Origin of the sequence: Myxococcus sp. SDU36, assembly GCF_030168875.1 — a bacterium.
GTDB classification, from domain to species: Bacteria; Myxococcota; Myxococcia; order Myxococcales; family Myxococcaceae; genus Myxococcus; species Myxococcus vastator.
Map to the genome: position 1 here is coordinate 3,460,928 of NZ_CP077414.1, position 23,298 is coordinate 3,484,225.

The window sequence follows — 23,298 nt, forward strand, 5'->3', positions numbered from 1 at the left end:
CCTCCACCGGCCGTCCGTGCAGTGGGCTACGCGGGCGGCCGGCGGTTGGGGTACTCGCGCTGTTGAAGGAAATCCATGGGCTCACGAGGCTTGTTGTCGCGCATCGCTGAAGGCAACGGCACGCTCGCCCCGCCCGGCGACGTCGTTGAATCCATCGCCGAGCACCTGCGCAACCTCCTCAACACGCGCAAGGGAGAGTCCGTGGCCTCACCGGGCTACGGCATCCTGGACCTGAACGACATCGTCCATTCCTACCCGTCGGCGATACCGCGGATGACGCAGTCCATCCGGCAGGCCATCCAGGACTTCGAGCCGCGCCTGAAGAGCGTGGTGGTGCATTACTCCGCGGACCCGGTGGACCCGACAGCGCTGCGCTTCGACATCACCGCCCAGTTGGCCACGCAGAGTCGGCGAGGCATGGTGCGTTTCCATACCCAGGTGCACCCGGGCGGGCGCGTGGACCTGTGGTGAGCCGGGTGAATCCAGGGGTGCGTGGCGGAGGGCGAGGATGTTCAGCAAGTATTACCTGAGCGAGCTGTCGTACCTGCGGGAGATGGGACGGGCCTTCGGGTTGGCCAACCCCTCTGTCGCGGGCCTGCTGGTGGAGCGCGGCGCGGACCCGGACGTGGAGCGACTGCTGGAGGGCTTCGCGTTCCTCGCGGCCCGCATCCGGGAGCGCGTGGACGACGACGTGCCGGAGCTGGTGCACGGGCTCACCGAGCTGCTGCTGCCGCACTACCTGCGCCCGCTGCCGGCCTCCACCATCGTCGAGTTCACCCCGCACCTGCGCGCGCTGCGCGGCCGCTCGCGGCTGGCCGCCGGGGCGGAGGTGGCGTCCCAGCCGATTGACGGCACTAGTTGCGTCTTCCGCACCACCACGGACGTGGACCTGCTGCCGGTGCAGCTCACCGACGCGCTCCTGGACCGCTCGTCCATCACCGCGCCGGTGCTGCGGCTCTATTTCCAGACGACGGAGCAGGGCCGCGCGGAGGTGTTCCGCGAGCAGGGCCTGCGCCTGTTCATCCACGCCGACCTGTCCGCCGCGTCGGTGGTGCTGCTGTGGCTCTTGCGCTACTGCCGCCAGGTGCGCGTGCGCGGCGCGTCTGGCCAGACAGACGGCATCAAGCTGCCGGTGAACGCCATTCAACCGGTGGGCTTCCACCGGGACTTCAAGCTGCTGCCCTGGCCTCGCGCCAGCGAGGGCTACCGGCACCTCCAGGAGTACCTGACGCTTCCGGAGAAGTTCCTGTTCTTCGAGGTGCGCGGGCTGGACGCCGCCGCCGGGCTGAAGGAGGACCGCTTCGAGCTCGCCTTCCACCTGGAGCGGCCGCCGCCCTTGGATGCGCGCATCCACCGGGAGATGTTCCGGCTGCATTGCGCCCCCGCGGTGAACCTCTTCAGCGTGCCGGCGGACCCCATCCTCCACCGCACGTTGGACCGGGAGCACCTGCTGCGCGCGTCCGACCTGCCCCCCAACCACGCCGAGGTGTACTCGGTGGACTCGGTGACGGGCCTGAAGGCCGGGCGCAACGAGCGGCGCGTCTACCGGCCCTTCCACGAGTTCACCCACACCGCGGGCGGGGACGCCGAGCAGTCCTTCTACCGGCTGCGCCGGGTGCCTTCGCCGCTGGATGAAGGCATCGACACGTACATCACCCTGGAGACGCCGCGGAACATCGCGCCGGAGGTCACCGCCGAGGAAGCGCTGTCCATGGACCTGACGTGCACCAACCGCTCGCTGCCCTCGCGGCTGCAGGTGGGTGACTTGACGGCCTCCACGTCCGCCAGCCCCACGCAGGCGAAGTTCCGGAACATCTCCCCGGTGAGCCGGCCCGCGCGCGCGCCGCTGGGCGCCGAGCTGCACTGGCGGCTGCTGTCGCACCTGGCCGTCAACCAGCACTCGCTGGCGGACGCGGCCGCGCTGCGGCGGCTGATGGACCTGTACAACTTCCATTCGCTCACCGACAACCTGGCGGCGCGCGCCAGCCGCCTGCGCATCAACGCCATCCGCGCGGTGGAGACGAAGCCGGTGACGCGCTTCCTGGAGGGCGCGCCGCTGCGGGGCCACCGCACGCGGGTGGACCTGGACGAAGAGAACTTCATGGGCGTGGGAGATTCGTTCCTCTTCGGCTGCGTGCTGGAGGAGCTGCTCGCCTCCCACGTCACCATCAACTCCTTCAACGAGCTGAGCATCCGGCTTCACCCCTCGCAGACGGAGTTCGCGTGGCTTCCGAGGAACGGCTCCCAGACGCTTTTGTAGAGACGGCCCAGAAGCTGGCCGAGCTGGCGCCCCGGGTGGGCTTCTTCCCCCTGGTGGCGTTCCTGGAGCGGCTGACGTCGCAGGCCACCCGCGTGGGCGGCGCGGGGCCCGTCAACGAGGAGATGATTCGCTTCCGGCACGACCCGTCCCTGGGGTTCCCCTCGGGTGACGTGGCGTCCGTGACGCTGCACCAGGTGCCGGTGCGGGCGGAGGACCCGTATTCGAAGCGGCCGCTCTTCGAGGTGGTGACACGCTTCCTGGGCCTGACGGGCTCGGTGAGTCCCCTGCCCCACTACCTGGCCGAGGAAGTGGCGCAGGAGGACCCGGACCATCCGGTGCGGCGCGAGTTCCTGGACCTCTTCCACCACCGGCTGCTGTCGCTGCTGTACCGCATCGAGTCGAAGTACCGCGTCACCAGCGAGACGGACACGTCCTTCTCGGACCAGTGGTCCCGGCGCCTGCTGGCGCTGGGCGGGTTCGACACCTACGAGAAGTCCCTGGAGGGCACGCTGCCGACGTGGCGCCTGCTGCGGATCGCCCCGCTGCTGGCCAGCCGGGCGAGGACGTCCGAGCAGTTGGAGGTCGCGCTCGAGGACGTGCTGGGCGACGACCTGGAGGGCGCGCGGGTGGCGGTGCGCCAGTTCGTGGGCCGCTGGGTGGACATCGACGCCCGGGCGCGGCTGGGCCACTCCAACCACCAGCTGGGTCGCAACATGCTGCTGGGCGGCAAGGCCTTCGACCGGACGGGGAAGATTCAAATCCACATCCGGCCGCTGCCCCCGCGCGCCTACAAGCGGCTGATGCAGGAAGGGGACCTGCTGCCGCTGGTGCGCGAGGTGGTGTCCCTCTTCGTGAGGGACCCCCTGGAGTACGATTTGGAGCTGGGGCTCACCGAAGGGGTGCAGCACCAGTTCCGGCTCTCCAGTCGGGAGCCGAGTCAGCTCGGGCGGGACACCTGGCTGGGCCTGAGCCAGCAGACGCAGATGAGTGTTCCCGTGGTGAAATGAGTCGTTAGAGCAGGCGGGCGTGCGGCGCGGGGATTTACGTCGCCAGGGGGCGCCCGATATACCGTCCACCACCGCTGTCATTTTTGGGGGCTCCCATTCGCGTCGATCCGAAAGCGCTCGTCCGTCGCCTGACGCCCACGTCTACCCGTCTGCTCGAGGCCGCCGTGGCCCGGGCCAGCGCGGGACGGTTCTATGAAATCGTCCCGGAGCACATGCTGGTGCAGATGCTGGAGCCGGAGGACTCCGACGTCGCGCGCATCCTCCAGCAGTTTGGCGTGGACCGCCGGCACCTGCTGGCCAGCATGGAGCGCGCCCTCCAGGGCCTGCGCGCGGGCAGCTCCGGCCGGCCCGTCTTCTCCGAGACGCTGTTCCAGTGGTTCGAGGAAGCGTGGCTCCTGGCCTCCGTGGAGCAGGGCGCCACGCGGCTGCGCTCGGGCCTGCTGTTCGCCCAGTTCGTCAGCCGGCGCGCGCGCTACACCGCGGAGCTGTTCCCCGAGCTGGACGCCATCAGCCGCGATGAGCTGATGAGCTCGCTGGACGTGGTGCTGCGGCCCTCGCCCGAGAATGTCGAGGTCGCCTCCGCGGATGCCGCGGCCAGTGGCGCCGCGGGGGGCGCGGCCGGCGGCGCGGGGGGCCGTGGAGATGAAGCCCTCAAGCGCTTCGCCACGTCCTTCACGGGCCGGGTGCGCGAGGGGAAGATTGACCCCATCTTCGGCCGGCACCGCGAAATCCGGCAGATGGTGGACATCCTCTCCCGCCGCCGGAAGAACAACCCCATCCTGGTGGGCGAGCCCGGCGTGGGCAAGACGGCGCTGGTGGAGGGCCTGGCCTGGGCCATCGTCCGGGGCGAGGTGCCCGACGCGCTGAAGAACGTGGAGCTGCTGGGGCTGGACCTGGGGCTGCTCCAGGCGGGCGCGGGCGTGCGCGGCGAGTTCGAAAACCGCCTCAAGGCCGTCATCTCCGAGGTGAAGGCCTCCCCCACCCCCATCATCCTGTTCATCGACGAGGCGCACACCATCATCGGCGCGGGCGGCTCGCAGGGCGGCACGGACGCGTCCAACCTGCTCAAGCCGGCGCTGGCGCGCGGAGAGCTGCGCACGCTCGCGGCCACCACCTGGGCCGAGTACAAGAAGTACTTCGAGAAGGACGCCGCGCTGGAGCGGCGCTTCCAGCCGGTGAAGGTGGAGGAGCCCAGCGAGGAGGACGCGGAGCTGATGCTGCGCGGCCTGCGCCCCACGTACGAAGCGGCCCACGGCGTCATCATCCGCGACGAGGCCGTCACCGCCGCGGTGCGCCTGTCCAGCCGGTACATCTCCGGCCGGCAGCTCCCGGACAAGGCGGTGGACCTGCTGGACACGTCCGCGGCCCGCGTGAAGATTGAGCTGTCCACCCGGCCCGAGGAGCTGGTGCAGTTGGACCAGGAGATTGCGGCGCTGGAGCGCGAGCGCGACACGCGTAAGCGCGACCTCGCCGAGGGCACGGGCGGCCCGGACGAGCAGACGTCCCTGGAGGCCGCCGAGGCGAAGCTGAGCGCCACGGTGGATGCACGCGCCACGCTGCACGCGCGCTGGGAGACCGAGCGCACGGCCGTCGCGGCGCTGATGGAGGCCCGCAAGGCCCTTCGCGAGGCCGCGCCGGACACGGATTCGGCGCCCCTGAAGGCGGCGGTGGACGAAGCGGCGGCGAAGCTGGCGGCCACGCGCGGCGAGGTGCCGCTGGTGCACGCGGACGTGGACGCGGACATCGTCGCGCGGGTGGTGGCGGGCTGGACGGGCGTGCCCGTGGGGAAGATGCGCAGCGACCTGCTGGAGTCAGTGCTCAACCTGGAGGACAAGCTCCGGGGCCGGGTGCGAGGCCAGGAGGCGGCGCTGACGAAGGTGGCGGAAATCATCCGCATCTCCCAGGCCGGCATCCGCAACCCGGACACGCCGATTGGCGTCATGCTCTTCGTGGGCCCCAGCGGCGTGGGCAAGACGGAGACGGCGCTGGCGCTGGCGGAAGCGCTCTACGGCGGCGAGCGCTTCATGACGACGCTCAACATGAGCGAGTTCCAGGAGAAGCACACGGTGAGCCGGCTCATCGGCTCGCCGCCGGGCTACGTGGGCTACGGCGAGGGCGGCCTGCTGACGGAGGCGGTGCGCCAGCGCCCCTACTCCGTCGTGCTGCTGGACGAGTGCGAGAAGGCCGACCTGGAGGTGATGAACCTCTTCTACCAGGTGTTCGACAAGGGCTCGCTGACGGACGGCGAGGGCCGCGCGGTGGACTTCAAGAACACCGTGCTCATCCTCACCAGCAACCTGGCCTCGGACCTGGTGATGCGGATGTTCGAGGACGGCGCGCAGCCCAGCTCCGAGGAAGTCCTTTCGGTGATTCGCCCCGCGCTCAGCCAGCACTTCAAGCCAGCGCTGCTGGCGCGAATGACGGTCGTCCCCTTCGGCCCGGTGCAGCGCGACGTGATGCGCCAGATCGCCGAGATGAAGCTGGCCAAGCTGGTGAGCCGGCTGCGCACGGCGCACAACGTGGAGACGACACTGGCGCCGGAGCTGCTGGACGAGCTGGCGCGCCGCTGCACGGAGTCGGAGATGGGGGCGCGCAACATGGAGCAGATTCTCCAGGGCTCGCTGATGCCGGCGCTGTCCCGCGAGCTGCTGCAGCACCTGGTGGGTGGCGCGGTGCCTCCGAAGCTGCATGTGGCCCTGACCGAGGGAGGCGACTGGGACCTCCGGTTCGCCGAGGCCTGAGAGAACCCATGAAACGAACGCTTCAGGCCTCCGCCGTCGCGCTGTCCCTGCTGGCCGGCTGCGCCACCGTCCCCAAGCCGTCGCTGTGCTTCGCCGAGGCGGGCCCCAACGCGCGCTCCTTCCCCACCCCGGACACCTGGTTCGCGCTGCTGCTCCATGGCTACGACAAGGACACGGGCGCCAACCCGCGCCCCAGCGTGGACTGCGCCGGCGCCCCGGTGTGGTGGCAGGACCCGGCCGCGGACGAGTGCGTGGAGGCCGGCCCGGACTCGCAGGCCCTGCCGCCCACGGAGAAGCTCTCCGAGGAGGACCTCGTCCTGGAGACGCTCCAGGCGGGCCAGCGGCTGGTCTGGGTGCAGACGCGGCGCTTCACCAACGGCGAGGCCCTGGGCCCGGTGGCGCTGGTGGAGACCACCGAGCAGGGCTTCCGGGTGGAGGCCCTGGGCGCGCTGCGCGCCATGGCAAAGCACACCAGGCTGCGCCTGGAGCAGGTGAAGGGCACGCAAATCCTCGTCGCGGAAGGTGACGCGTGCACCTCCGGCGACGAGGAGGTCTGCCGCCGGCACGCGCGCATCATGCCGCTGCGCACCAATCGCTTCTTCAGCGAGTCCGTCTCCAACGCGAGCCGCGCCTGCCTGGGCGCCGCGTGGTTCCCCCTCTCCCGGGAGATGACCTTCGAGCTGCCCAACGGGCTGCGCCGCAAGTTCGAGCTGACGTCCACCCTCACCTTCGCGGAGGACGGCATCAGCGTGCAGGAGCAGGTGCAGGTGAGCGACTCCGACCCGGCCCAGCCGGACGTGGCCCCGCGCCTCTACCGCCGCGCGCAGGACACGCGGGCCCTGGAGCTGGCGAACAACGCGTTGGTAGGCAACAAGGCGTCACTGTGGTCGCGCATGGTGGAGCAGCAGGTGCGCATTGGTGCTCGCGCGGTGCCAGAGGCCCCCATCTGGGCCATGCCCGCGAAGAAGGCCCCCGCGGCCCCGGAGGCGGCCAGCCCACCCGCCAAGGCGGCCGCCAAGGCGGCCGCCAAGAAGCCCGCGGGCGACACCGCCAAGTCCAGCGGCCCGTGATTCCAGGGCCGCATGGCCCCGCCACCGGCCCCCGTGAGTCTTCGGTTTTCCGAAGCACTCATGGGGGCTTTTCCTATTTGCGCCAAAAGCGTCACGACGACAGAGATAGAGGCGTGGGCCCATGGTGGGCCCCGGAAGGAGCGTCCTGGATGCGAGTCGAAATCCGAGCCCGGAACATCCCCCTCACGGAGACCCTTCGAACCTACGCCGAGCGTCGCGTGCGCTTCGCCCTGGACCGGCTGTCCGACAGGGTGAAGGAAGTCGTCGTGCGGCTGGAGGACGCCAACGGCCCCAAGGGCGGCGTGGACCAGGTGTGCCGCGTGGCGCTCCGGCTGGAGCACGGGCGGGAGCTGGCCATCGAGTCCTCGGATACGAACCTGCTGGCGGCCATTGACCGGACGCTGGAGCGCGCCAGCAACGCCGTCACGCGGGCGGTGGGCCGCGCGCAGCGCCAGGACGGCGCCCGGCTGCGTGACGCGGCCTGGCAGCCCGACGAGGCCGCCGCGCTGACCTGAGGTGACGCGGGCACGGCCGCCCCTTCCCGGGCGGCCGTGGCCTGCCCCGAAGCGAAAGGATGCACATGCAGGGCGGCGCGGGCGTACTGGAGCGGCTGAACTCCACCTGGGCCCGTGCCCGGGAGCGGCGATGGGTGCGCTGGGGCGTGGACCTGGCCGTGTTCGCCCTCCTCTTCGCGGCGGTGGCCGCGTGGCAGGCGCGGAACCTCCCCGGAGCGGGGACGCCCGCGCCCGCCTTCACCCTCCAGACGCTGACGGGAGACACCGTGCGGCTGGACGCGCTGCGCGGCAAGCCGGTGGTGCTGGCCTTCTGGGCCCCCTGGTGCGGCGTCTGCGGAATGGAGTCCTCCAACCTCTCGCAGCTGCGCAAGCTCGCGGGGGACTCCGCGCACGTGGTGTCCGTCGCCGTGGCCTACGAAGACGAGGAGGCCGTGCGGCGCTTCGCCCGGGAGCACGCGGTGGACTACCCGGTGCTCCTCGGGGACGACGCCATTCAATCCGCCTTTCGCGTGAACACCTTCCCCACCGTGTTCTTCCTCTCCGCGGAGGGGCGCGTGGAGCGCGCGGCGGTGGGCTACACCACCCTGGCCGGACTGTCCTGGCGGCTGGTGCTGTAGCCCTGGCTCACGCCGCGCCTAGAGGCGGATGAGCTCCACGTCATCCATGTGGATGAAGTTGGCGGAGTTGCCCGCCGTGGCGCGGGTGTGGAAGCCCAGCTCCAGGTAGCCTCCCGTGACGGAGATGGGCGGCGTCTCCACCATCGTCCAGCCGCCATACGTCCCCAGGTTGGTGAACACGGGCGCGCACCCGCCACACGTCTTCGCCTGGAGGCGAGACACGTCGAACGCGCCGCTCTTTCGCACCCACGCGCGGACCTTGTACGTGCCCGACGCGAGCCCCGACACCGGCTGGTACGTCCAGACCTCGAAGGGGGTGCCGCTCGTCCAGTGCGTCAGGTGGTAGGCGCCGGTGCGGCCCCCGTTGTACGTCTCGCTGAAGTCCGCGGCCTCGGTGCCGTTGGGGCTCCAGGTGGCCCAGCCCGTCATGCCGTTCTCGAAGCTGGCGTTGGTGACGGACGCGGGCGGCGGCGTGCTCCCCGCCTGGTACCAGCGCACCCACTCCACCTCCATCGTCTTCGTCTGGCCCCAGGGCAGGCCAATCGCGTCCGGGTGCGGGTGGCCGTACCAGTTTCCTCCCAGGGCGAGGTTGAGGAGGATGTAGTGGTTCTGCTGGAAGGCGGGCTCGTTGTGGTTGAAGACGTTCCCCTGAAGCTGGCCGTCCAGACGGAAAATCATCTGGTTCGCCGTCCACTCCACTTCATACGTGTGGAAGCCGTCCGCGATGCTGTAGCCGCGGTTGGCGCCCGTGCCCCAGCTCTGCTGCCCGCCGTTGGCGAACCAGTGCGCGGCGGACTTCATCCACGAGGCCTCGTTGGAGTGCCATTCGAGGATGTCGATTTCGCCGCTCCGGGGCCACCCGACGTTGGAGATGTTCGCGCCCAGCGTCCAGAACGCGGGCCACATGCCATAGCCGGACGGCACCTTGATGCTCGCCACCAGCTTGCCGTAGCGGCGCTCCACCTTGCCCTTCGAGTGGATGCGGCCCGAGTAGTACGAACGCGGCCCGTAACCCGCGCAGCGCGAATCAAAGGGCGCGTCCGCCGTCCGCTGCGCGGTGAGGATGAGCTTGCCGCCAGCGACGGTGACGTTCTGCGCGCGGGGGTACTCCAGCTCCCCCGTGCCGAAGTTGCAGTTGTTGGTGACGGGGTCGAAGTTGCTCGTCAGCACCGTCCAGTGGGCGGCGTTGAGGCTGCTCCCCGTGAAGTCGTCCTGCCACGCCAGGTTCCAGCCCGCCCCTGGGTCATAGGCCCGCTCCCCCTGCTCCTGCGTCACCAGGGGAACGGCTTCCACGTCGGACAGCTCCGACTCCGGGGAACAGCCGCCAACCAACGCCAGGCTGCTCGCGGCCCACAACATCGAACGCAATGCGTGTCGTTTGTGCATGTCTCACTCCAGGGGGTTCCCCCTGGGACATAGCCGTCCTCCTCCGCGACGCAAACGGCTTTAGCTGAAATATTAGATTTTCAAGACTTTCCAACTAAATGGAGTAGTCCCCCACGAAGACGGTGGCGGACCGGACGTCGGCGCGCACGGAGTCCCCCTCCACCACGCCCAGCGCGTCGAACTCCGAGCGCGGCACCTCCACCGTGACTTCGTCGCCGCTGGGCAGGCGGAGGAACACCTTCACGTAGCCGCCCACCGGCTTGAGCCGCTCGACGCGGCCGGTGGCGGTGGACGCGCTCGCCGCGCCCGCGAGCGCCTTCGCCAGCTTGATGTCATGGGGGCGGACAAAGGCCTGCACCGCTTCGCCCTCGCGCGCGGCGGCGGGCGCGGCCACGGACAGCGCGCCCATGGCGGCCCTGCCCGCCTGGACATGGCCGTGCAGCACGCTGGCGCCTCCGATGAACGAGGCGACGAAGGGAGACGCGGGCCTGTCATAGATGTCCGCGGGCGAGCCCGCCTGGGCCACGCGGCCCTCGCTCAGCACCACCACGTGCTGGGAAATCTCCAGGGCCTCCTGCTGGTCGTGCGTCACCAGCAGCGTGGTCAGCCGCGTGCGCTCGTGGAGGGCATGGAGCCACTCCCGAAGCTCCTCACGCACCCGCGTGTCCAGCGCGCCGAAGGGCTCGTCCAGCAGCAGCACGCGGGGGCGGATGGCCAGGGCGCGCGCGAAGGCCACGCGCTGCCGCTGCCCGCCTGAGAGCTGTCCAGGATAGCGGCCGCCCAGGTGCTCCAGCTGCACCATGCGGAGCATCTCCTCCACACGGGCGTCGCGCTCCGCCTTGGGGGCGCGCCGGACCTCCAGGCCAAAGGCCACGTTCTGCCGGACGGTGAGGTGCTTGAAGAGCGCGTAGCTCTGGAAGACCACCCCCACGCCGCGCTGCTGCACGGGCATCCGCGTGCAGTCCACGCCGTCGATGAGGACACGGCCCTCGTCGGGAATCTCCAGCCCGGCGATGAGCCGCAGCAGCGTGGACTTGCCCGCGCCGGACGGCCCCAGCAGCGAGGTGATGGCCCCCTCGGGGGCCTGGAAGGACACCCTGGACACGGCGGGACTGCCCCCCTGATTGAACCGGCGGGCGAGCTGCTCGACGACGATGCTCATGATGGATGGCTCCTCCACTCCACGAACTTCTTCACCACCAACGTCACGAGCGCGAGCAGCGTCAGCAGCGACGCCACGGCGAACGCGCCGGCCAGGTCGTACTCGTTGTAGAGAATCTCCGCGTGCAGCGGCAGCGTCGTCGTCACGCCGCGCACGTGGCCGGACACCACGGACACGGCGCCGAACTCACCCATCGCGCGCGCGTTGCAGAGGATGACGCCGTACAGCACGCCCCACTTCACCTTCGGCAGCGTGACACTCAGAAAGGTGCGCCAGCCGCTCGCGCCCAGCGTCAGCGCCGCCTCTTCCTCGTCGCTGCCCTGGGCCTCCATCACCGGCAGCAGCTCGCGCGCGACGTAGGGGAAGGTGACGAACACCGTGGCCAGGACGATGCCGGGCACGGCGAAGATGACGCGCACGTCATGCTCCAACAGCCACGGCCCCAGCCAGCCCTGTCGGCCGAAGAGCAGCACGAAGATGAGCCCCGCGATGACGGGCGACACGCTGAAGGGCAGGTCGATGAGCGTCATCAACAACGAGCGTCCCCGGAACTGGAACCGCGCGATGAGCCACGACGCGGCCAGTCCGAAGACGAGGTTGAAGGGCACGGCGATGGCCGCGGCCAGCAGCGTCAGCCGCATGGCCGCCAGCGCCGTCGGGTGCGTCAGGGCGGAGACGTAGGCCTCCCAGCCCTTCTGGAAGGCGAAGGTGAAGACGGCCACCAGCGGGACGATGAGGAAGACGCCCAGCAGCAGCACCGCCGCGCCAATGAGCCCCCAACGGACGAACGCCGGGCCGCTCAGGCTGCGCGCGCTTCGGCGCAGGACTAGGGTGGACGGAGGCATGGCGCTCACGCTCCCGGCCGGGCTTCCAGCCGGCGCTGGCTCCAGCGATGGAGCAGGTTGACGGCCAGCAGCAGTGAGAACGACGCCCCCAACATGACGATGGCGATGGCCGTCGCCCCCGCGTAGTCGTACTGCTCCAGCCGGGTGATGATGAGCAGCGGGACAATCTCCGTGCGCATCGGCATGTTGCCGGAGATGAAGACGACGGAGCCGTACTCCCCCAGCGCGCGGGCGAAGGCCAGCGTGAAGCCGCTGAGCAGCGCGGGGACGAGCGCGGGCAAGAGGACGCGCCGGAAGACCTCCCACGGAGAGGCGCCCAGCGTCGCCGCGGCCTCCTCCACGTCCACGTCGATGTCCTCCAGCACGGGCTGCACGGTGCGCACCACGAAGGGCAACCCGATGAACGTCAACGCGATGGCCACGCCCACGGACGTGTAGGCCACCTTGAGGCCCAGCGCTTCCAGGTACTGGCCGTACCAGCCCTGCGCGGAGAACAGCGTCGTGAGCGTGAGCCCGGCCACGGCGGTGGGCAGCGCGAAGGGCAGGTCCACCAGGGACTCCAGCACGTCGCGGCCGGGGAAGCGGTAGCGCACCAGCACCCAGGCCACCAGCAGACCGAAGACGACGTTGGCGAGCGCGGCGGCCAGCGAGGCCCCGAAGCTGAGCCGGTACGCGGCGAGCGCGCGCGGCGTCGTCACGGTGCCCCAGAACTCCTCCCAGCTCAGGGAGAAGGTCCGCAGGAAGAGGCTGGAGAGCGGGATGAGGACGATGAGGCCCAGGTAGAACCAGCTGAAGCCCAGTGACAGACGGAACCCCGGGAGCACCCGGTGGCGAGTTGGACGGGACATGGCGAGGTGTCCTCAGTCCGCGCGGGGCGCGTAGATTCGGTCGAAGAGGCCGCCGTCGGCGAAGTGCGTGGCCTGCGCCCGCCGCCAGTCCCCCGCGACCTCCGCCAGCGTGAGGCGCTTCAGGCCGGGGAAGTCAGACGCATGCTTCGCGGCCACCGCCTCCGAGCGCGGACGGAAGTGGTGCCGCGCGGCAATCTCCTGGCCCTCTTCCGAAGAGAGGAACGCCAGGTACGCCTCCGCCACGGCGCGGGTGCCCCTGCGGTCCACGTTGTGGTCCACCACGGCGACGGGCGGCTCGGCGAGGATGCTCACCGCGGGCATGATGACTTCGAACCGCGCCTGCCCCAGCTCACGCGTGAGGAGGAAGGCCTCGTTCTCCCACGCGAGGAGCACGTCCCCCAGGCCCCGCTCGGCGAAGGTGGTGGTGGCGCCCCTCGCGCCCGAGTCGAGCACCGGCACGTTGCGGAACAGCTTCTCCATGTACGCCTGGGCCCGGGCCTCGCTGCCGCCCTCGCGTCTGAGCGCCTGTCCCCACGCGGCCAGGTAGTTCCACCGCGCTCCGCCCGACGTCTTCGGGTTCGGAGTGATGACGGTGACGTCCTCGCGCACCAGGTCGTCCCAGTCGCGGATGGCCTTGGGATTGCCCTGGCGCACCACGAAGACGATGGTGGACGTGTACGGCGCGCTGTTGTGCGGCAGCCGCGCCTGCCAGTCCGCCGGAATCAGCCGCGCCTTCTCGTGCAGCATGTCCACGTCGTACGCGAGCGCCAGCGTCACCACGTCCGCCCGCAGCCCTTCGATGACGGACCGGGCCTGCTTGCCGGAGCCCCCATGTGACTGCTGGATGGACACCTGCTGGCCACGCGTGGCCGCCCAGTGCTTCGCGAAGGCGGCGTTGAGGTCCTCGTAGAGCTCCCGCGTGGGGTCATAGGAGACGTTGAGCAGCGTCACCGTCCCGTCGGGTGGCGCATCACCAGAGGAGCGCGAACAGCCCGCCACCGACAGCAGCAGGGCCAACGGCATCCAGTTCCTGGCGCGCACCGGCGCGTGACGTTCCATGCGGGACCTCGGGGTGAAGCAAGGGGCCACGCGAGAAAGTCAAAAGCCCACTCCCTCGCGGGCAGTGGGCTTTCCGAAACAACTCAGCCAGGGCACTCAGGCCACTGGCGGACGGACGCCCACCGCGGATGCCGGACAGCAGCAACACGTCTGGTGGGTCGAGCGCGTCATCAGTCTCCACACGATGCCCTGATGCCCGCGGCGCTGTCAACGCGACCGGCCGAAATCTCCAGGGACTTCAGTAAATACTAGAATATCCAGAACTCCCCTCTCCTTCCCCAGGAGTCCCATGCCCCCACGAACTCGCCCCGCGCTCGCGCTGCTCGCGGCGCCGCTGCTGACACTCCCCCTGCTGTCCGCCACCGAGGCCACGGCGGCGGAGCGGCCGTCGCTGGTGAACACGCGCATCACCCACGTCTACGGCGCCAATGGCCATGCCTCCACCGTGGACGGGCGCATCTTCATTGGCAATGTGCGGGAGGACCACGCCAATGAACAGACGACCTGGCAGGCACGGGTGTTCCGCCCCGAAGCGCTCACCTATGACAGCGAGGGCAAGCCCCAGTTCGCGAACACCTTCTCCCCGGGACGCAGCACCTTCGTCCGCAATGGAGAGAATGCCCTGACCTTCTGTTTCCCCAACCCGGCGGCGCCGTACACGCTGTCCGGCGGCGTGGCCGTGTACACGCCATTCGTCTTCGATTCGCGGATGTACAACGGGGCCAACGTCTTCCGGCGTCGGCCCATCGACGTGCGCGTCTCGCAGCCCTTCACGGCGCAGGCGGACATCGCGTCGTTCACCACCGGAAACCTGGAGCCGCTCACCACCGTCAGCGGCGCGAGCATCCGAGGCATCGAGCCGACGATGACGTCCGACGGCCGGCTCTTCATCTACCAGGGCGGCCCGCAGAACAACGGCACCATCGACTACCTCATGTATTCGTACAACCCGACGCCGTGCGCGGCCTCGGGTTGGAGCGACCCGCGCCCGTTGTCGATGATGTTCAATGACCCGAACCCGGGCCTCAAGCGCTACCCCCTGGCGTGGCAGCCGCTGAAGGCCGCCACCGGTGAGGCCTTCGGCAACACCACCACCGCGAGCACGCTCATCCGCGGCGCCTATGCGTGGGTGGACCACGAGGGCCGCAACGTCCTCTTCACGGCGGTGCGCTACACGGACGGCGCGCGACGCGAAGCCGTCAGCCTGATTGGCGCGGACACGCACTTCACCGCGTACCACATCGACGGCGCCATCAACACGGACCGCAGTGACCTGGCGCACCTCTTCTACTCCAGCCCCATGTGGAACCTGGAGCAGGAGCGACACCCGGCGCAGAACTTCCCCGCGGGCTCCAGCAACGAGGACCACTACCTGCCCGCCACCAAGACGCACGACGTCTTTCCCCTCTTCGGCAGCAACACCCAGGACTACAACGAGGTCGACGTCGGCGACTTGAGCAGCCCCTTCCAGGTGCTGTTCCTGCCCATGAATGAGCTGGTCAACCGGGGTGGCGAATACGACCTGACGAGGACGCCGGACCTGTCGGGCCACTTCTTCACGGGCGCCCTCACCGGCACCGCGAGCATCTCCCCCGACAACGCGACGACCCAGCCGCCCTCCGGTTCGCTCTGGGAGCCCCACGGCAAGGGCAAGGCGCTGGTGCTCCCGGGTGGCGGCGCGCTCACGGTGAACCTCACGGACTCGAGCGGCGCCATTCCCGGCGTGGGCGGCTTCGTGCGCGGCTTCTCGGTGCAGCTCGCCGTGCGCCCCGACGCGGCCATCAACCAGGGCTGCACCGGCAATCCCTACCGCTACCTGCTGCAGAAGCCCGGCGGGCTGGACCTCATCTACGAATCCAACCACACCGTCCAGGCCTCGTTCGTCATCAACGGCCAGCGCGTGCGCCTGGGCCGCAGCCCCGCGCTCCCTCGCGGCGTCTGGACGCACCTGGCCTATACGTGGGACGGCGTCACGGGCGCCTTCCACGAATACATCAACGGCGTGTCCACCGGGCGCGCGCTCCCCGTCGCCGCGGGCACCTTGCGACTGGGCACCGGCGCGCTGTCCGTGGGCGCGGGCGTCGCGCTGGACACGCAGACCTGCCCCGCCAACGGCGAGGGCTCCTTCCGAGGCGCCATCGACGAGGTCCGGCTGTTCAGCAACGCGCGCTCGAACCGGACCGTCTGCATGTCCTCGCACGGCGCCAACTGCAAGGAGGCCGCCATCCAGGGAGACCCCACGGAGGGACAGTTCGGCATGAGCCAGCAACACCCGGACTGCGACAGCCAGAGCGCCCTGGGCTCCACGGCGTGCACCATGTCCATGCACCGCGTCTGCGCCCAGCGTGGGGCCAGCCACGCGCTCGACAACAGCCGGAACATCCTGGAGACGATTCAGCAGCTCGTCGGCAACCGTCCGCCCATCTCCCTCATGGGCGTGCCCGCCAGCGCGGATGCCACCACGGTGAACGTGGCGTGCGGCCCCATCCAGCACCAGGGCCTGGCCGTCACCTTCGAGGAGCTCGCGCGCAAGCACGACGGCTGCGCGGATGACCGTGCCGCGCAGTCCACGGCGTGCAGCGCGGCCTCCAGGCGCTGGTGCAGCGACCGGGGTTGGACGTCGGGCCAGTTCTTCGAGCTCACCACGCGGCCCTGGGTGGCCTGCTTCAACTCGAACCTCATCCAGAACGTCCCCCGGGCGCAGCTGGGGCCCGCCTCCACGTCGGGCAACCTGACCTCGGCGGCGGCCCGGCTGGAGTTCAGCGCCTGGTGCCAGCAGCGCGGCTATGGCGCGGGCATCGTCCAGGAGTTGCCTTCGAGCACGACAGCGGAGGTGCACTGCTTCCACCCCGCCGCGACGGTGCCCTGGCGCTTCAACCCCTGACAACTCCGACGGACTGTCAGGCCGGACCCGCGTCGTGAGCGGGTCCGGTCAGCTCCCGAGGGCTCATGCCGTCACGCACGGCACCGTTTCCACCCGAGCCCTCACCCATGAACTTCCGTTTTCAATGCTGGTTGCAGCGGCACGTCAGCGGACGGGTGACGCTCACGCCGCTGGCGCTGCGCCGGCTCGCGGTGCACGCGGACTCGCTGGAGGCCGCCACCGAGGAGCTGACGCTCGCGCTGGACGACCAGCTCTCCCGCGTCCACCCGCGCCGCGTGCCGGAGTTCATCGCCCCCACCGGGGGGACACTTCAAACAGTGGAGCTGCCCGCGATTCCCGTCTGGGGTGCCGAGGAGAATCACTTCGCGCCGCTGACACTGTCCGCCGTGGTGGCCCCCACGCTCAATGCCTTCCTGGGCCTCCACGCGCCTCGCCTCGACAGCCACCACTGGTTCCAGGGCGAGGCCCTTCCCTCCGAGGCCCAGGAGCTGCTGGGAGACCGCCTGGAGGGGATGTCCGACGCGGAGCGCCTCGCCCTGCGCCCGGATGGCACGGAGTCCCTTCTGGAAATCGAAGTGAGGGCCAGCCCCGTGGCCCTGTCGGACCTCACGCCTCGCGAGCTGCACCGGGACCTCCGTCCACCGCCGCGCCCACCGGACGCGCCCGCCGACCCGGAAGATGACGAAAGAGAGGACGACGAGGACGAAGACGCGGAGGCGCTGGACCTGGACAGTTGGGAGCCACGCCGCCGCACCGCGCATCGGGCCCCGGGTGAGCCGCCCGCGAAGCCGCCACCCACGCCCACCCTGGACAGCGTCGGCGTGGCCTGGCACCGGCTGGCGCAGGAAGGGCAGCTCGACGCGGCCTACGAACAGGATGCGCTGGTCACCCTGCTCCGGACCCGACTCGCGGCCAAGGACGCCGAACCGGTGGTCCTGGTGGGCCCCTCGGGCGTGGGCAAGACGTCGGTGCTCCACGCGCTCGCCCAGTCGCTGCGCGCGCCCACCGCCACTGACGCCGAGCGCGCCCGCCCGTTCTACTTCCTCGACGGGAGCCGGCTCATCGCGGGCGAGGGCTTCTTCGGAGACTGGCAGCAGCAGGTGCTGCGCGCCTTCCGTGAGGCCACCGAGGCCCGGGCCCTGCTGTCCCTGGGCCATGCCGTGGAGCTCCTCGACGCGGGCAAGAGCGCCCACAGTGACCAGAACGTGGCCCAGCTGCTGCTCCCGCTCCTGGCGGCGCGTGATGTCACCGTCGTGGCCGAGGCCACGGAGGAGACCTGGGCCCAGGTGGAGCAGCGCAACACCAGCTTCGCCCGGCTCTTCTCGGTGGTGCGAGTCGCGGAGCCCACGGCCGACGCGCTTGGCCGCATCATCGCCAAGGTGGCGGAGGACGACGCGGCGGCCACCGCGATGCAGGTCCACCCCGACGCGCTCGACGAGGCGCGCTTCCTGTGTCGCCGCTTCCTGCCCTACGGCGCCCAGGTGGGCAACACCGTGGCCTTCGTTCGCCGGCTGCTGGCGTCGTGTGCCCAGGCCTCGCGCACCGCCGTCACCCGGCTGGAGGCCATCCACCAGTTCGCCTCGGAGTCCGGCATCCCCGAGCACCTGCTCCGGGACGACCAGCCGCTGGAGTCCGCCCACGTGCGCGACTTCCTGGCCACGCGGGTGATGGGGCAGGACGCCGCCGTGGAGCGCGCGGCCTCGGTGGTCTCCGTCCTCAAGGCCGGCATGTCCGACGTGCGGCGCCCGCTGGGGGTGCTGCTCTTCGTGGGCCCCACCGGCGTGGGCAAGACGGAGCTGTCCAAGGCGCTGGCGGAGCTGCTCTTCGGTGCGAAGGAGCGCATGGTCCGCCTGGACATGGGCGAGTACGCCGGTCCGGACGCCCTGCTGCGGTTGATGGGGGACGGAGAGACGCCGGGCTACCTCACCGCGGAGGTGCGCCGGCAGCCCTTCTGCGTGGTGCTGCTGGACGAGGTGGAGAAGGCCCACCCCGCCGTTCACGATGCGCTGCTGGGCGTCCTGGGCGAAGGCCGCCTCACCGATGCCTCCGGGCGCTTCACGGACTTCCGCAACGCTCTCATCGTCCTCACCAGCAACCTGGGCGCGGACACCCTGCGCGCCCGCGTGGGCTTCGATGCGGCGGGCGGCGCTCCTGACCTGGCCTCCCTGCGCGCGCACTACGTCTCCGAGGCGCAGCGCTTCTTCCGGCCGGAAATGTTCAACCGCCTGGACGACGTGGTCGTCTTCTCGCCGCTGTCCGCTCCGCTGCTGCGCCGGCTGGTGGTCCGCGAGCTCGAAGCCGTGTGCCGCCGCCCAGGGCTCTCGCTCCACGATGCCCTGCTGGAGGTCACCCCCGCCGCCCAGGACTGGCTGGCCCTGCGAGGCTTCGACGCGCGGTATGGCGCCCGTCCCTTGAAGCGCGCGCTGGAGCGCGAGCTGGTGGTCCCCGTGGCGGACTGGCTCGCGGCGCATCCCCGCATGGGGCCGGCGAGCCTCACGGTGGACGCGGGAGCCACGGGACTCGAATTGCGCGCCGAGCCCCTGGGCGACGCCGCCGAGGGCGGAGGCCGGGAGGCCATCGAGCGGATCCTCGAGGAAGCAGCCACCGTGCGCGCGGAGGTCCACCGTTGGAGCCGCTGCGCGCCCATGAACTCCCTGCGCCGCGTCCTGGCCGTCTTCGACAAGGTCTCCCGGCACACCGCGTACTGGGAGGAGCGGGCCCTGGCCGAAGAGAACTCGCGCAAGTCGTCGGAGGCGCGAGCGCTGGACCAGGCGCTTCGGGAGTGCGCCCAGCAGGCGGAGGCCATCGAGGACCTGCTCTTCGAGGCCCACCTGTCCCGGACCGTGGAGCAGGTGGAGTCCCTGGGCCGCGAGGTGCACCAGGTGAAGGCGGCCTTCGCGCGCCTCCGACAGCGCATCTACTCCTCCCTCTTTCCCCCGTCACATGGCGCGACCCTCCTCCTGGTGCCAGGACGCGGCGCGTGGAGACAGGCGCGCATGCTCGCCGCGGCCTATGAGGGGTGGGCCCAGAAGGCCTCCCTGGCGAAGTGGCGAGCCCTGCTCACCGTCCCCGAACGCAAGCCCGGCGAGAAGGCCTCTCGCGCCCTTCCGCCGCCCCAATGGCGGAAGGTCGACGATGAGGACTTCGACAAGCGCGTCGTGCAGCCGGTCGCCTATGCGCTGCAAGTCAAGGGCGGCCCCCACGCCCTGCTGCTCGCGGGCGAGCACGGTCTGCATCGCTTCATCGAAGGCAGTCAGATTTCGATGGTGCATGCGTTCGTCGAGCCGCGGGCCCTCTCGCTGTTCGACCTCTCCTCCCAGGAGGCGTTGCAGAAGCGACTGCCGAAGAACGAGGTCCGTCAGGTGCGCCTGTCGGGCATCGGCTCCGGCCAGGGGTCGCTGACGGACCTGCGCACCGGGGTGCAGCAGCGCTTCGGTCCCGAGGGGTTTGATTTGGAGCCCCTCCTGGAGCCCTGGATGCAGTGGCACGTCTTCAACAGCCGGGACGAGGACTGACGACATGGACCTGAAGCTTCCCTTCGTGGTGGCCCCGCTCAGCGGCCGGCTCGTCGAGGCCTGGGTGCCCGCCTTCTTCCCAGCGCTGCACAAGGTGGGGCCCAGCCTCTCCATGCTGCGAGACGAGCTCGCGCTCGGCGTCATGGAGCGCTTCGAGCGCGAGTCGCCCTCCCAGGTGGCGCAGTACCAGCTCCCGCCGCACTTCGCCCTGAAGCACGTCACCGTCGACGCGGAGGGCAGGGACCGGGAGAAGAACCGGCGCGTCGTCCTCCAGGGCACCATGTCCGTGCTGCTGGAGAAGTGGCCCCGTGACACCTTCTGGGTCGTCACCCCCACCCGGCTCCCCGCCGCGCGCTTCGCGCTGAATCAGCCCGCGGACCTGCCCCAGGCGCTCGCGCGGCGGCTGGTGGCGTGGTGCCTGGAGCACAACCTGGACGCCCTGGACGCGCACTGGGCCCAGGGCAGGGAGCAACTGGAGCTCCTGGAGGTGGATGCCTATGCGCCCTCCGTGCTCCCACGCACGCCGCCGCGACCGGCCCAGCCCGCGCGACGACGCCGGACGAAGCGCCCGGCGAAGGATGACACCGCGCCCGAGACGCCCGAGCAGCGGGAGCAACGCCGCAACCGGCGCCGCCTCACCTTGGTGGAGCTCCGGGCCGTGGCGCGCAACCTGAGCCACGGTGCCCGGGACGGCACGCTGGAGCGCTGCTTCGGCCGGGAGGCCCTGGTGCGCGAGCTCGTGGAGGCGCTCGAAGGGCGCGAGGGCTCCGCGCTGGTGCTGGTCGGGCCACCTGGCGCGGGCAAGACGGCCCTGATTCACGAAGTGGTGAGCCGGCTCACCGCCCGGCAGGACGCCGCGGGCGTGCGCCGCGACGTGTGGCGCGTGGACGGCAACCAGTTCATCGCCGGCATGATGTACGTGGGCCAATGGGAGGCCCGCGCGCGGGGCGTGGTGAAGGAGCTGACGGAGGTCGGCGACCTGCTCTACGTGGACGACCTGGCCTCGCTCGTCTATGCGGGCCGCACGCGCAATGAGCGCACCAACGTCGCCCAGTTCCTGGAGCCCCACATGGCCCGGGGCGAGCTCACGGTGCTCGCCGAGTCCACGCCCGAGCGCTTCGAGCGCGTGCGGGAAGAAGCTCCGACGCTCGCCTCGCTCTTCCGCGTCATCCACGTCCCCGCGCTGGACGCGCGCGCCACGCTGCCCGCGCTCCTCGGCACCGTGCGCGAACTGGAGGCGGACAGCACGGACAGCGCGGTCCGGCTCTCGCCGCTGGCGCTGGAGACCCTGCTCTCCTTGCAGGAGCGCTTCGTGTCGCACGAGGCGTTCCCGGGCAAGGCCGTCCGCCTGCTCCGCCGGGTCATGGCCCGACAAGGCATCAGTACCTCGGGCACCCGGCGCTTCTCGTCGGGGGACGTCATCGACGCGATGCGGGAGCAGACGGGCCTCCCGGACTTCATCCTGGGCAGCGCCCAGCCGAAGAAGCGCGAGGCGCTGACGTGGGAGCTGCAGCGGCAGGTGGCGGGCCAGCCCGAGGCCGTGGACGCCGTGGTGGACGCCATCCTCACGTTGCAGTCCGCGCTCCAGCCGTCCGACAAGCCGCTGGCCACCTACCTCTTCGTGGGCCCCACGGGCGTGGGCAAGACGGAGACGGCGAAGGCGCTCGCGCGGACGCTCTTCGGAGGGGAGCAGCGGCTCATCCGCTTCGACATGTCGGAGTTCGTCACGTCCTCCAGCATCACCCGGCTGCTCGGGCGGCCCGGCGCGCCCGACGGCGAGCTGACCACCGCGCTGCGCACCCAGCCCTTCTGCGTGGTGCTGTTCGACGAGGTGGAGAAGGCCCATCCCCGCGTGTTCGACGCCCTCCTCCAGTTCCTCGGAGAGGGACGGCTGACGGACGGCGCGGGGCGCACGGTGGATGCCCGGCAGTCCGTCGTCGTGCTCACGAGCAACCTCGGCGTGCGCGAGGCCGCCACCCACACCGGCTTCCACCGCACCGCGGACAGCGCGGAGGCGCACTACCTCTCCGCCGTGCGCGCCTGGTTCCGCCCGGAGTTCTTCAACCGGCTGGACCGGGTGGTGCCCTTCCGTCCGCTCACGCCCGCCGCGCTGCGCGTGGTGGTGGACCACGCGCTCGAAGGCCTGCTGTCGCGCCATGGCATCCGGCGGGGCAACGTGCTGGTGGAGGTCGAGCCGCGCCTGCTGGACCTGCTGGTGGAGGAGGCCTACGACCCGCGCTACGGGGCCCGCCCCCTCAAGCGCGCCCTGGAGAAGCGCCTCACGTTGCCCCTGGCCCACCACCTGGTGCGGCGGAGCGCGGACGACCTGGCGCGCGTGGAGCTGCTGCGCGATGGCGACGACCTGCGCGTGTCGGTGGAGCTGCTGGTCAACGCGCCCGCGTGGACACCCGAGCGGCCAGACTCTGCCTGGGCACTGGCGGAGGTGTCCCGCCTGCTCGAGGAGACCAGCTCGCGGCTGGAGGCGTTGATGGCGGAGGAGGTGCCCGAGGCAGGGGAGCTGGAGGAGCGGCTGCACCGGCTGGCACTCGACGCCACGGACATCCGCGACTACGAGCTGGTCCCGCGCGAATTCCAGGACGCGCAGGCGCCCGAGTCCACCGTGAAGCAGCGTCTGACTTCGCACTCGAGTCACGTGGGCCACCTGGGCCTGCGACAGCGCCCTGCCTATGAGGAGCGCCCGCTGCACGTCTCGGACGAAGAACAGCTCCGCCGCGCACAGCCCCGGGTGCTGACCCTTCGTGATGAGACGGCCTGGGTCGAACATCAGCTCACGCACCTGGCGCGGGGGCCGGACGTCGTGACGGTGTTGGTCGAGGGACTCGGCGACGCACCTCCCTCCGCGGTGTGGACCGTGGCCCACTCCCTCCCCTGTGCCCTTGGGGAGACGGCGATGTACCTGGAAGCCGTCCACGCCGACGGACGCTCCGAGTGGTTCCGTCATGGAGACGAGCGGTCGGAGGACCTGGCGCTGCGGCGTGTCGCCGTGCGGATGTCGGCCATTGGCCTGCGCGAGGTGCTGGCGCCCCTTCGAGGCTATGCGTTGGTGGACCTCATCCACGGCGATGGGCCGCGCCAGGTCCTGGTCCGCGTGGAGCACCTGTCCGAAGACGTGGGGCGCCTGGAGGACGTGCCGCGCGTCATGGCGGCATGGGATGCGGCAGTCGTCCGCGAACGCGAAGCCCGCGGGAGCGGCGCCGCGTCAGTGGCCGCGGCCAGCCACGTCATCCTGCGTGGCCGCGAGGGCGTCACGACCGGACGGCCTCACGACTCGACCGAGCTCACGCACGTCGCGAGCGGACGCCGCCCCGGGGAGGCGCTCGCCTGGGCCGCGAGGGTGCTCCGGGAACCTGGCCAGGGACACGACTGAT

15 protein-coding genes are annotated in these 23,298 nt (G+C 70.6%); 10 read left to right on the forward strand and 5 right to left on the reverse strand.

Annotated elements, in window-relative coordinates:
- The first annotated feature begins 75 nt into the window (after nt 1–75).
- From tssE to KGD87_RS13460, 7 genes are all read left to right on the forward strand, one after another.
- Nucleotides 76–471, forward strand: a complete 396-nt coding sequence (gene tssE, locus KGD87_RS13430; protein WP_284667825.1) for a type VI secretion system baseplate subunit TssE — start codon at nt 76–78, stop codon at nt 469–471.
- Nucleotides 472–508: 37 nt separating this feature from the next.
- Complete coding sequence (tssF, locus tag KGD87_RS13435; RefSeq protein ID WP_284667826.1) at nt 509–2,260, forward strand: type VI secretion system baseplate subunit TssF; 1,752 nt, start codon at nt 509–511, stop codon at nt 2,258–2,260.
- On the forward strand, nt 2,224–3,267 hold the full coding sequence (tssG, locus tag KGD87_RS13440) for a type VI secretion system baseplate subunit TssG (RefSeq protein WP_284667827.1): 1,044 nt from the start codon (nt 2,224–2,226) through the stop codon (nt 3,265–3,267). Before tssF ends, tssG begins: the two co-directional genes overlap by 37 nt.
- Before the next feature lie 83 nt (nt 3,268–3,350).
- Entirely contained in the window at nt 3,351–6,008 is a 2,658-nt protein-coding gene (gene tssH / locus KGD87_RS13445) for a type VI secretion system ATPase TssH (RefSeq protein WP_284667828.1), read from the forward strand.
- Between the two features lie 8 nt (nt 6,009–6,016).
- Nucleotides 6,017–7,078, forward strand: a complete 1,062-nt coding sequence (locus tag KGD87_RS13450; RefSeq protein ID WP_284667829.1) for a hypothetical protein — start codon at nt 6,017–6,019, stop codon at nt 7,076–7,078.
- Between the two features lie 149 nt (nt 7,079–7,227).
- A complete protein-coding gene (locus tag KGD87_RS13455) occupies nt 7,228–7,593 on the forward strand; it encodes an HPF/RaiA family ribosome-associated protein (RefSeq protein WP_090493031.1) in 366 nt (121 codons plus the stop codon).
- Between the two features lie 59 nt (nt 7,594–7,652).
- Entirely contained in the window at nt 7,653–8,210 is a 558-nt protein-coding gene (locus KGD87_RS13460) for a peroxiredoxin family protein (protein ID WP_284667830.1), read from the forward strand.
- Between the two features lie 18 nt (nt 8,211–8,228).
- On the opposite strand, the gene KGD87_RS13465 is transcribed toward KGD87_RS13460, so the two are convergent.
- The 5 genes from KGD87_RS13465 to KGD87_RS13485 all read right to left on the reverse strand — a co-directional run bounded on the left by KGD87_RS13465 (nt 8,229) and on the right by KGD87_RS13485 (nt 13,474).
- Nucleotides 8,229–9,596, reverse strand: a complete 1,368-nt coding sequence (locus KGD87_RS13465; RefSeq protein ID WP_284667831.1) for a glycoside hydrolase family 16 protein — start codon at nt 9,594–9,596, stop codon at nt 8,229–8,231.
- A gap of 94 nt (nt 9,597–9,690) precedes the next feature.
- The gene (locus tag KGD87_RS13470; protein ID WP_284667833.1) at nt 9,691–10,758 is read right to left on the reverse strand and encodes a sulfate/molybdate ABC transporter ATP-binding protein; all 1,068 of its coding nucleotides are present in this window, start codon (nt 10,756–10,758) and stop codon (nt 9,691–9,693) included.
- Nucleotides 10,755–11,603, reverse strand: coding sequence for a sulfate ABC transporter permease subunit CysW (gene cysW, locus KGD87_RS13475; RefSeq protein ID WP_284667834.1), 849 nt, complete (start codon nt 11,601–11,603; stop codon nt 10,755–10,757). Before cysW ends, KGD87_RS13470 begins: the two co-directional genes overlap by 4 nt.
- Nucleotides 11,604–11,608: 5 nt before the next feature.
- On the reverse strand, nt 11,609–12,451 hold the full coding sequence (gene cysT / locus KGD87_RS13480; protein WP_284667835.1) for a sulfate ABC transporter permease subunit CysT: 843 nt from the start codon (nt 12,449–12,451) through the stop codon (nt 11,609–11,611).
- Nucleotides 12,452–12,463: 12 nt separating this feature from the next.
- Nucleotides 12,464–13,474 (reverse strand): sulfate ABC transporter substrate-binding protein, encoded by a 1,011-nt coding sequence (locus KGD87_RS13485; RefSeq protein ID WP_284668635.1) that lies wholly within the window; start codon nt 13,472–13,474, stop codon nt 12,464–12,466.
- 325 nt (nt 13,475–13,799) lie between these two features.
- Between KGD87_RS13485 and KGD87_RS13490 the strand changes: the two genes are divergently transcribed.
- The 3 genes from KGD87_RS13490 to KGD87_RS13500 all read left to right on the forward strand — a co-directional run bounded on the left by KGD87_RS13490 (nt 13,800) and on the right by KGD87_RS13500 (nt 23,297).
- On the forward strand, nt 13,800–16,394 hold the full coding sequence (locus KGD87_RS13490) for a LamG-like jellyroll fold domain-containing protein (protein WP_284667836.1): 2,595 nt from the start codon (nt 13,800–13,802) through the stop codon (nt 16,392–16,394).
- A 107-nt stretch (nt 16,395–16,501) separates the two neighbouring features.
- Nucleotides 16,502–19,909 (forward strand): AAA family ATPase, encoded by a 3,408-nt coding sequence (locus tag KGD87_RS13495; RefSeq protein WP_284667837.1) that lies wholly within the window; start codon nt 16,502–16,504, stop codon nt 19,907–19,909.
- Nucleotides 19,910–19,913: 4 nt separating this feature from the next.
- Complete coding sequence (locus tag KGD87_RS13500; RefSeq protein WP_284667838.1) at nt 19,914–23,297, forward strand: AAA family ATPase; 3,384 nt, start codon at nt 19,914–19,916, stop codon at nt 23,295–23,297.
- Nucleotide 23,298 lies beyond the last annotated feature (1 nt).

Bases quoted from the DNA above. Each gene is read 5' to 3' on its own strand.
- tssE (WP_284667825.1), top strand. From the start codon at position 76: ATGGGCTCACGAGGCTTGTTGTCGCGCATCGCTGAAGGCAACGGCACG.
- tssF (WP_284667826.1), top strand. From the start codon at position 509: ATGTTCAGCAAGTATTACCTGAGCGAGCTGTCGTACCTGCGGGAGATG.
- KGD87_RS13450 (WP_284667829.1), top strand. From the start codon at position 6,017: ATGAAACGAACGCTTCAGGCCTCCGCCGTCGCGCTGTCCCTGCTGGCC.
- KGD87_RS13455 (WP_090493031.1), top strand. From the start codon at position 7,228: ATGCGAGTCGAAATCCGAGCCCGGAACATCCCCCTCACGGAGACCCTT.
- KGD87_RS13460 (WP_284667830.1), top strand. From the start codon at position 7,653: ATGCACATGCAGGGCGGCGCGGGCGTACTGGAGCGGCTGAACTCCACC.
- KGD87_RS13465 (WP_284667831.1), bottom strand. From the start codon at position 9,596: ATGCACAAACGACACGCATTGCGTTCGATGTTGTGGGCCGCGAGCAGC.
- KGD87_RS13470 (WP_284667833.1), bottom strand. From the start codon at position 10,758: ATGAGCATCGTCGTCGAGCAGCTCGCCCGCCGGTTCAATCAGGGGGGC.
- cysW (WP_284667834.1), bottom strand. From the start codon at position 11,603: ATGCCTCCGTCCACCCTAGTCCTGCGCCGAAGCGCGCGCAGCCTGAGC.
- cysT (WP_284667835.1), bottom strand. From the start codon at position 12,451: ATGTCCCGTCCAACTCGCCACCGGGTGCTCCCGGGGTTCCGTCTGTCA.
- KGD87_RS13485 (WP_284668635.1), bottom strand. From the start codon at position 13,474: ATGCCGTTGGCCCTGCTGCTGTCGGTGGCGGGCTGTTCGCGCTCCTCT.
- KGD87_RS13490 (WP_284667836.1), top strand. From the start codon at position 13,800: ATGCCCCCACGAACTCGCCCCGCGCTCGCGCTGCTCGCGGCGCCGCTG.
- KGD87_RS13495 (WP_284667837.1), top strand. From the start codon at position 16,502: ATGAACTTCCGTTTTCAATGCTGGTTGCAGCGGCACGTCAGCGGACGG.
- KGD87_RS13500 (WP_284667838.1), top strand. From the start codon at position 19,914: ATGGACCTGAAGCTTCCCTTCGTGGTGGCCCCGCTCAGCGGCCGGCTC.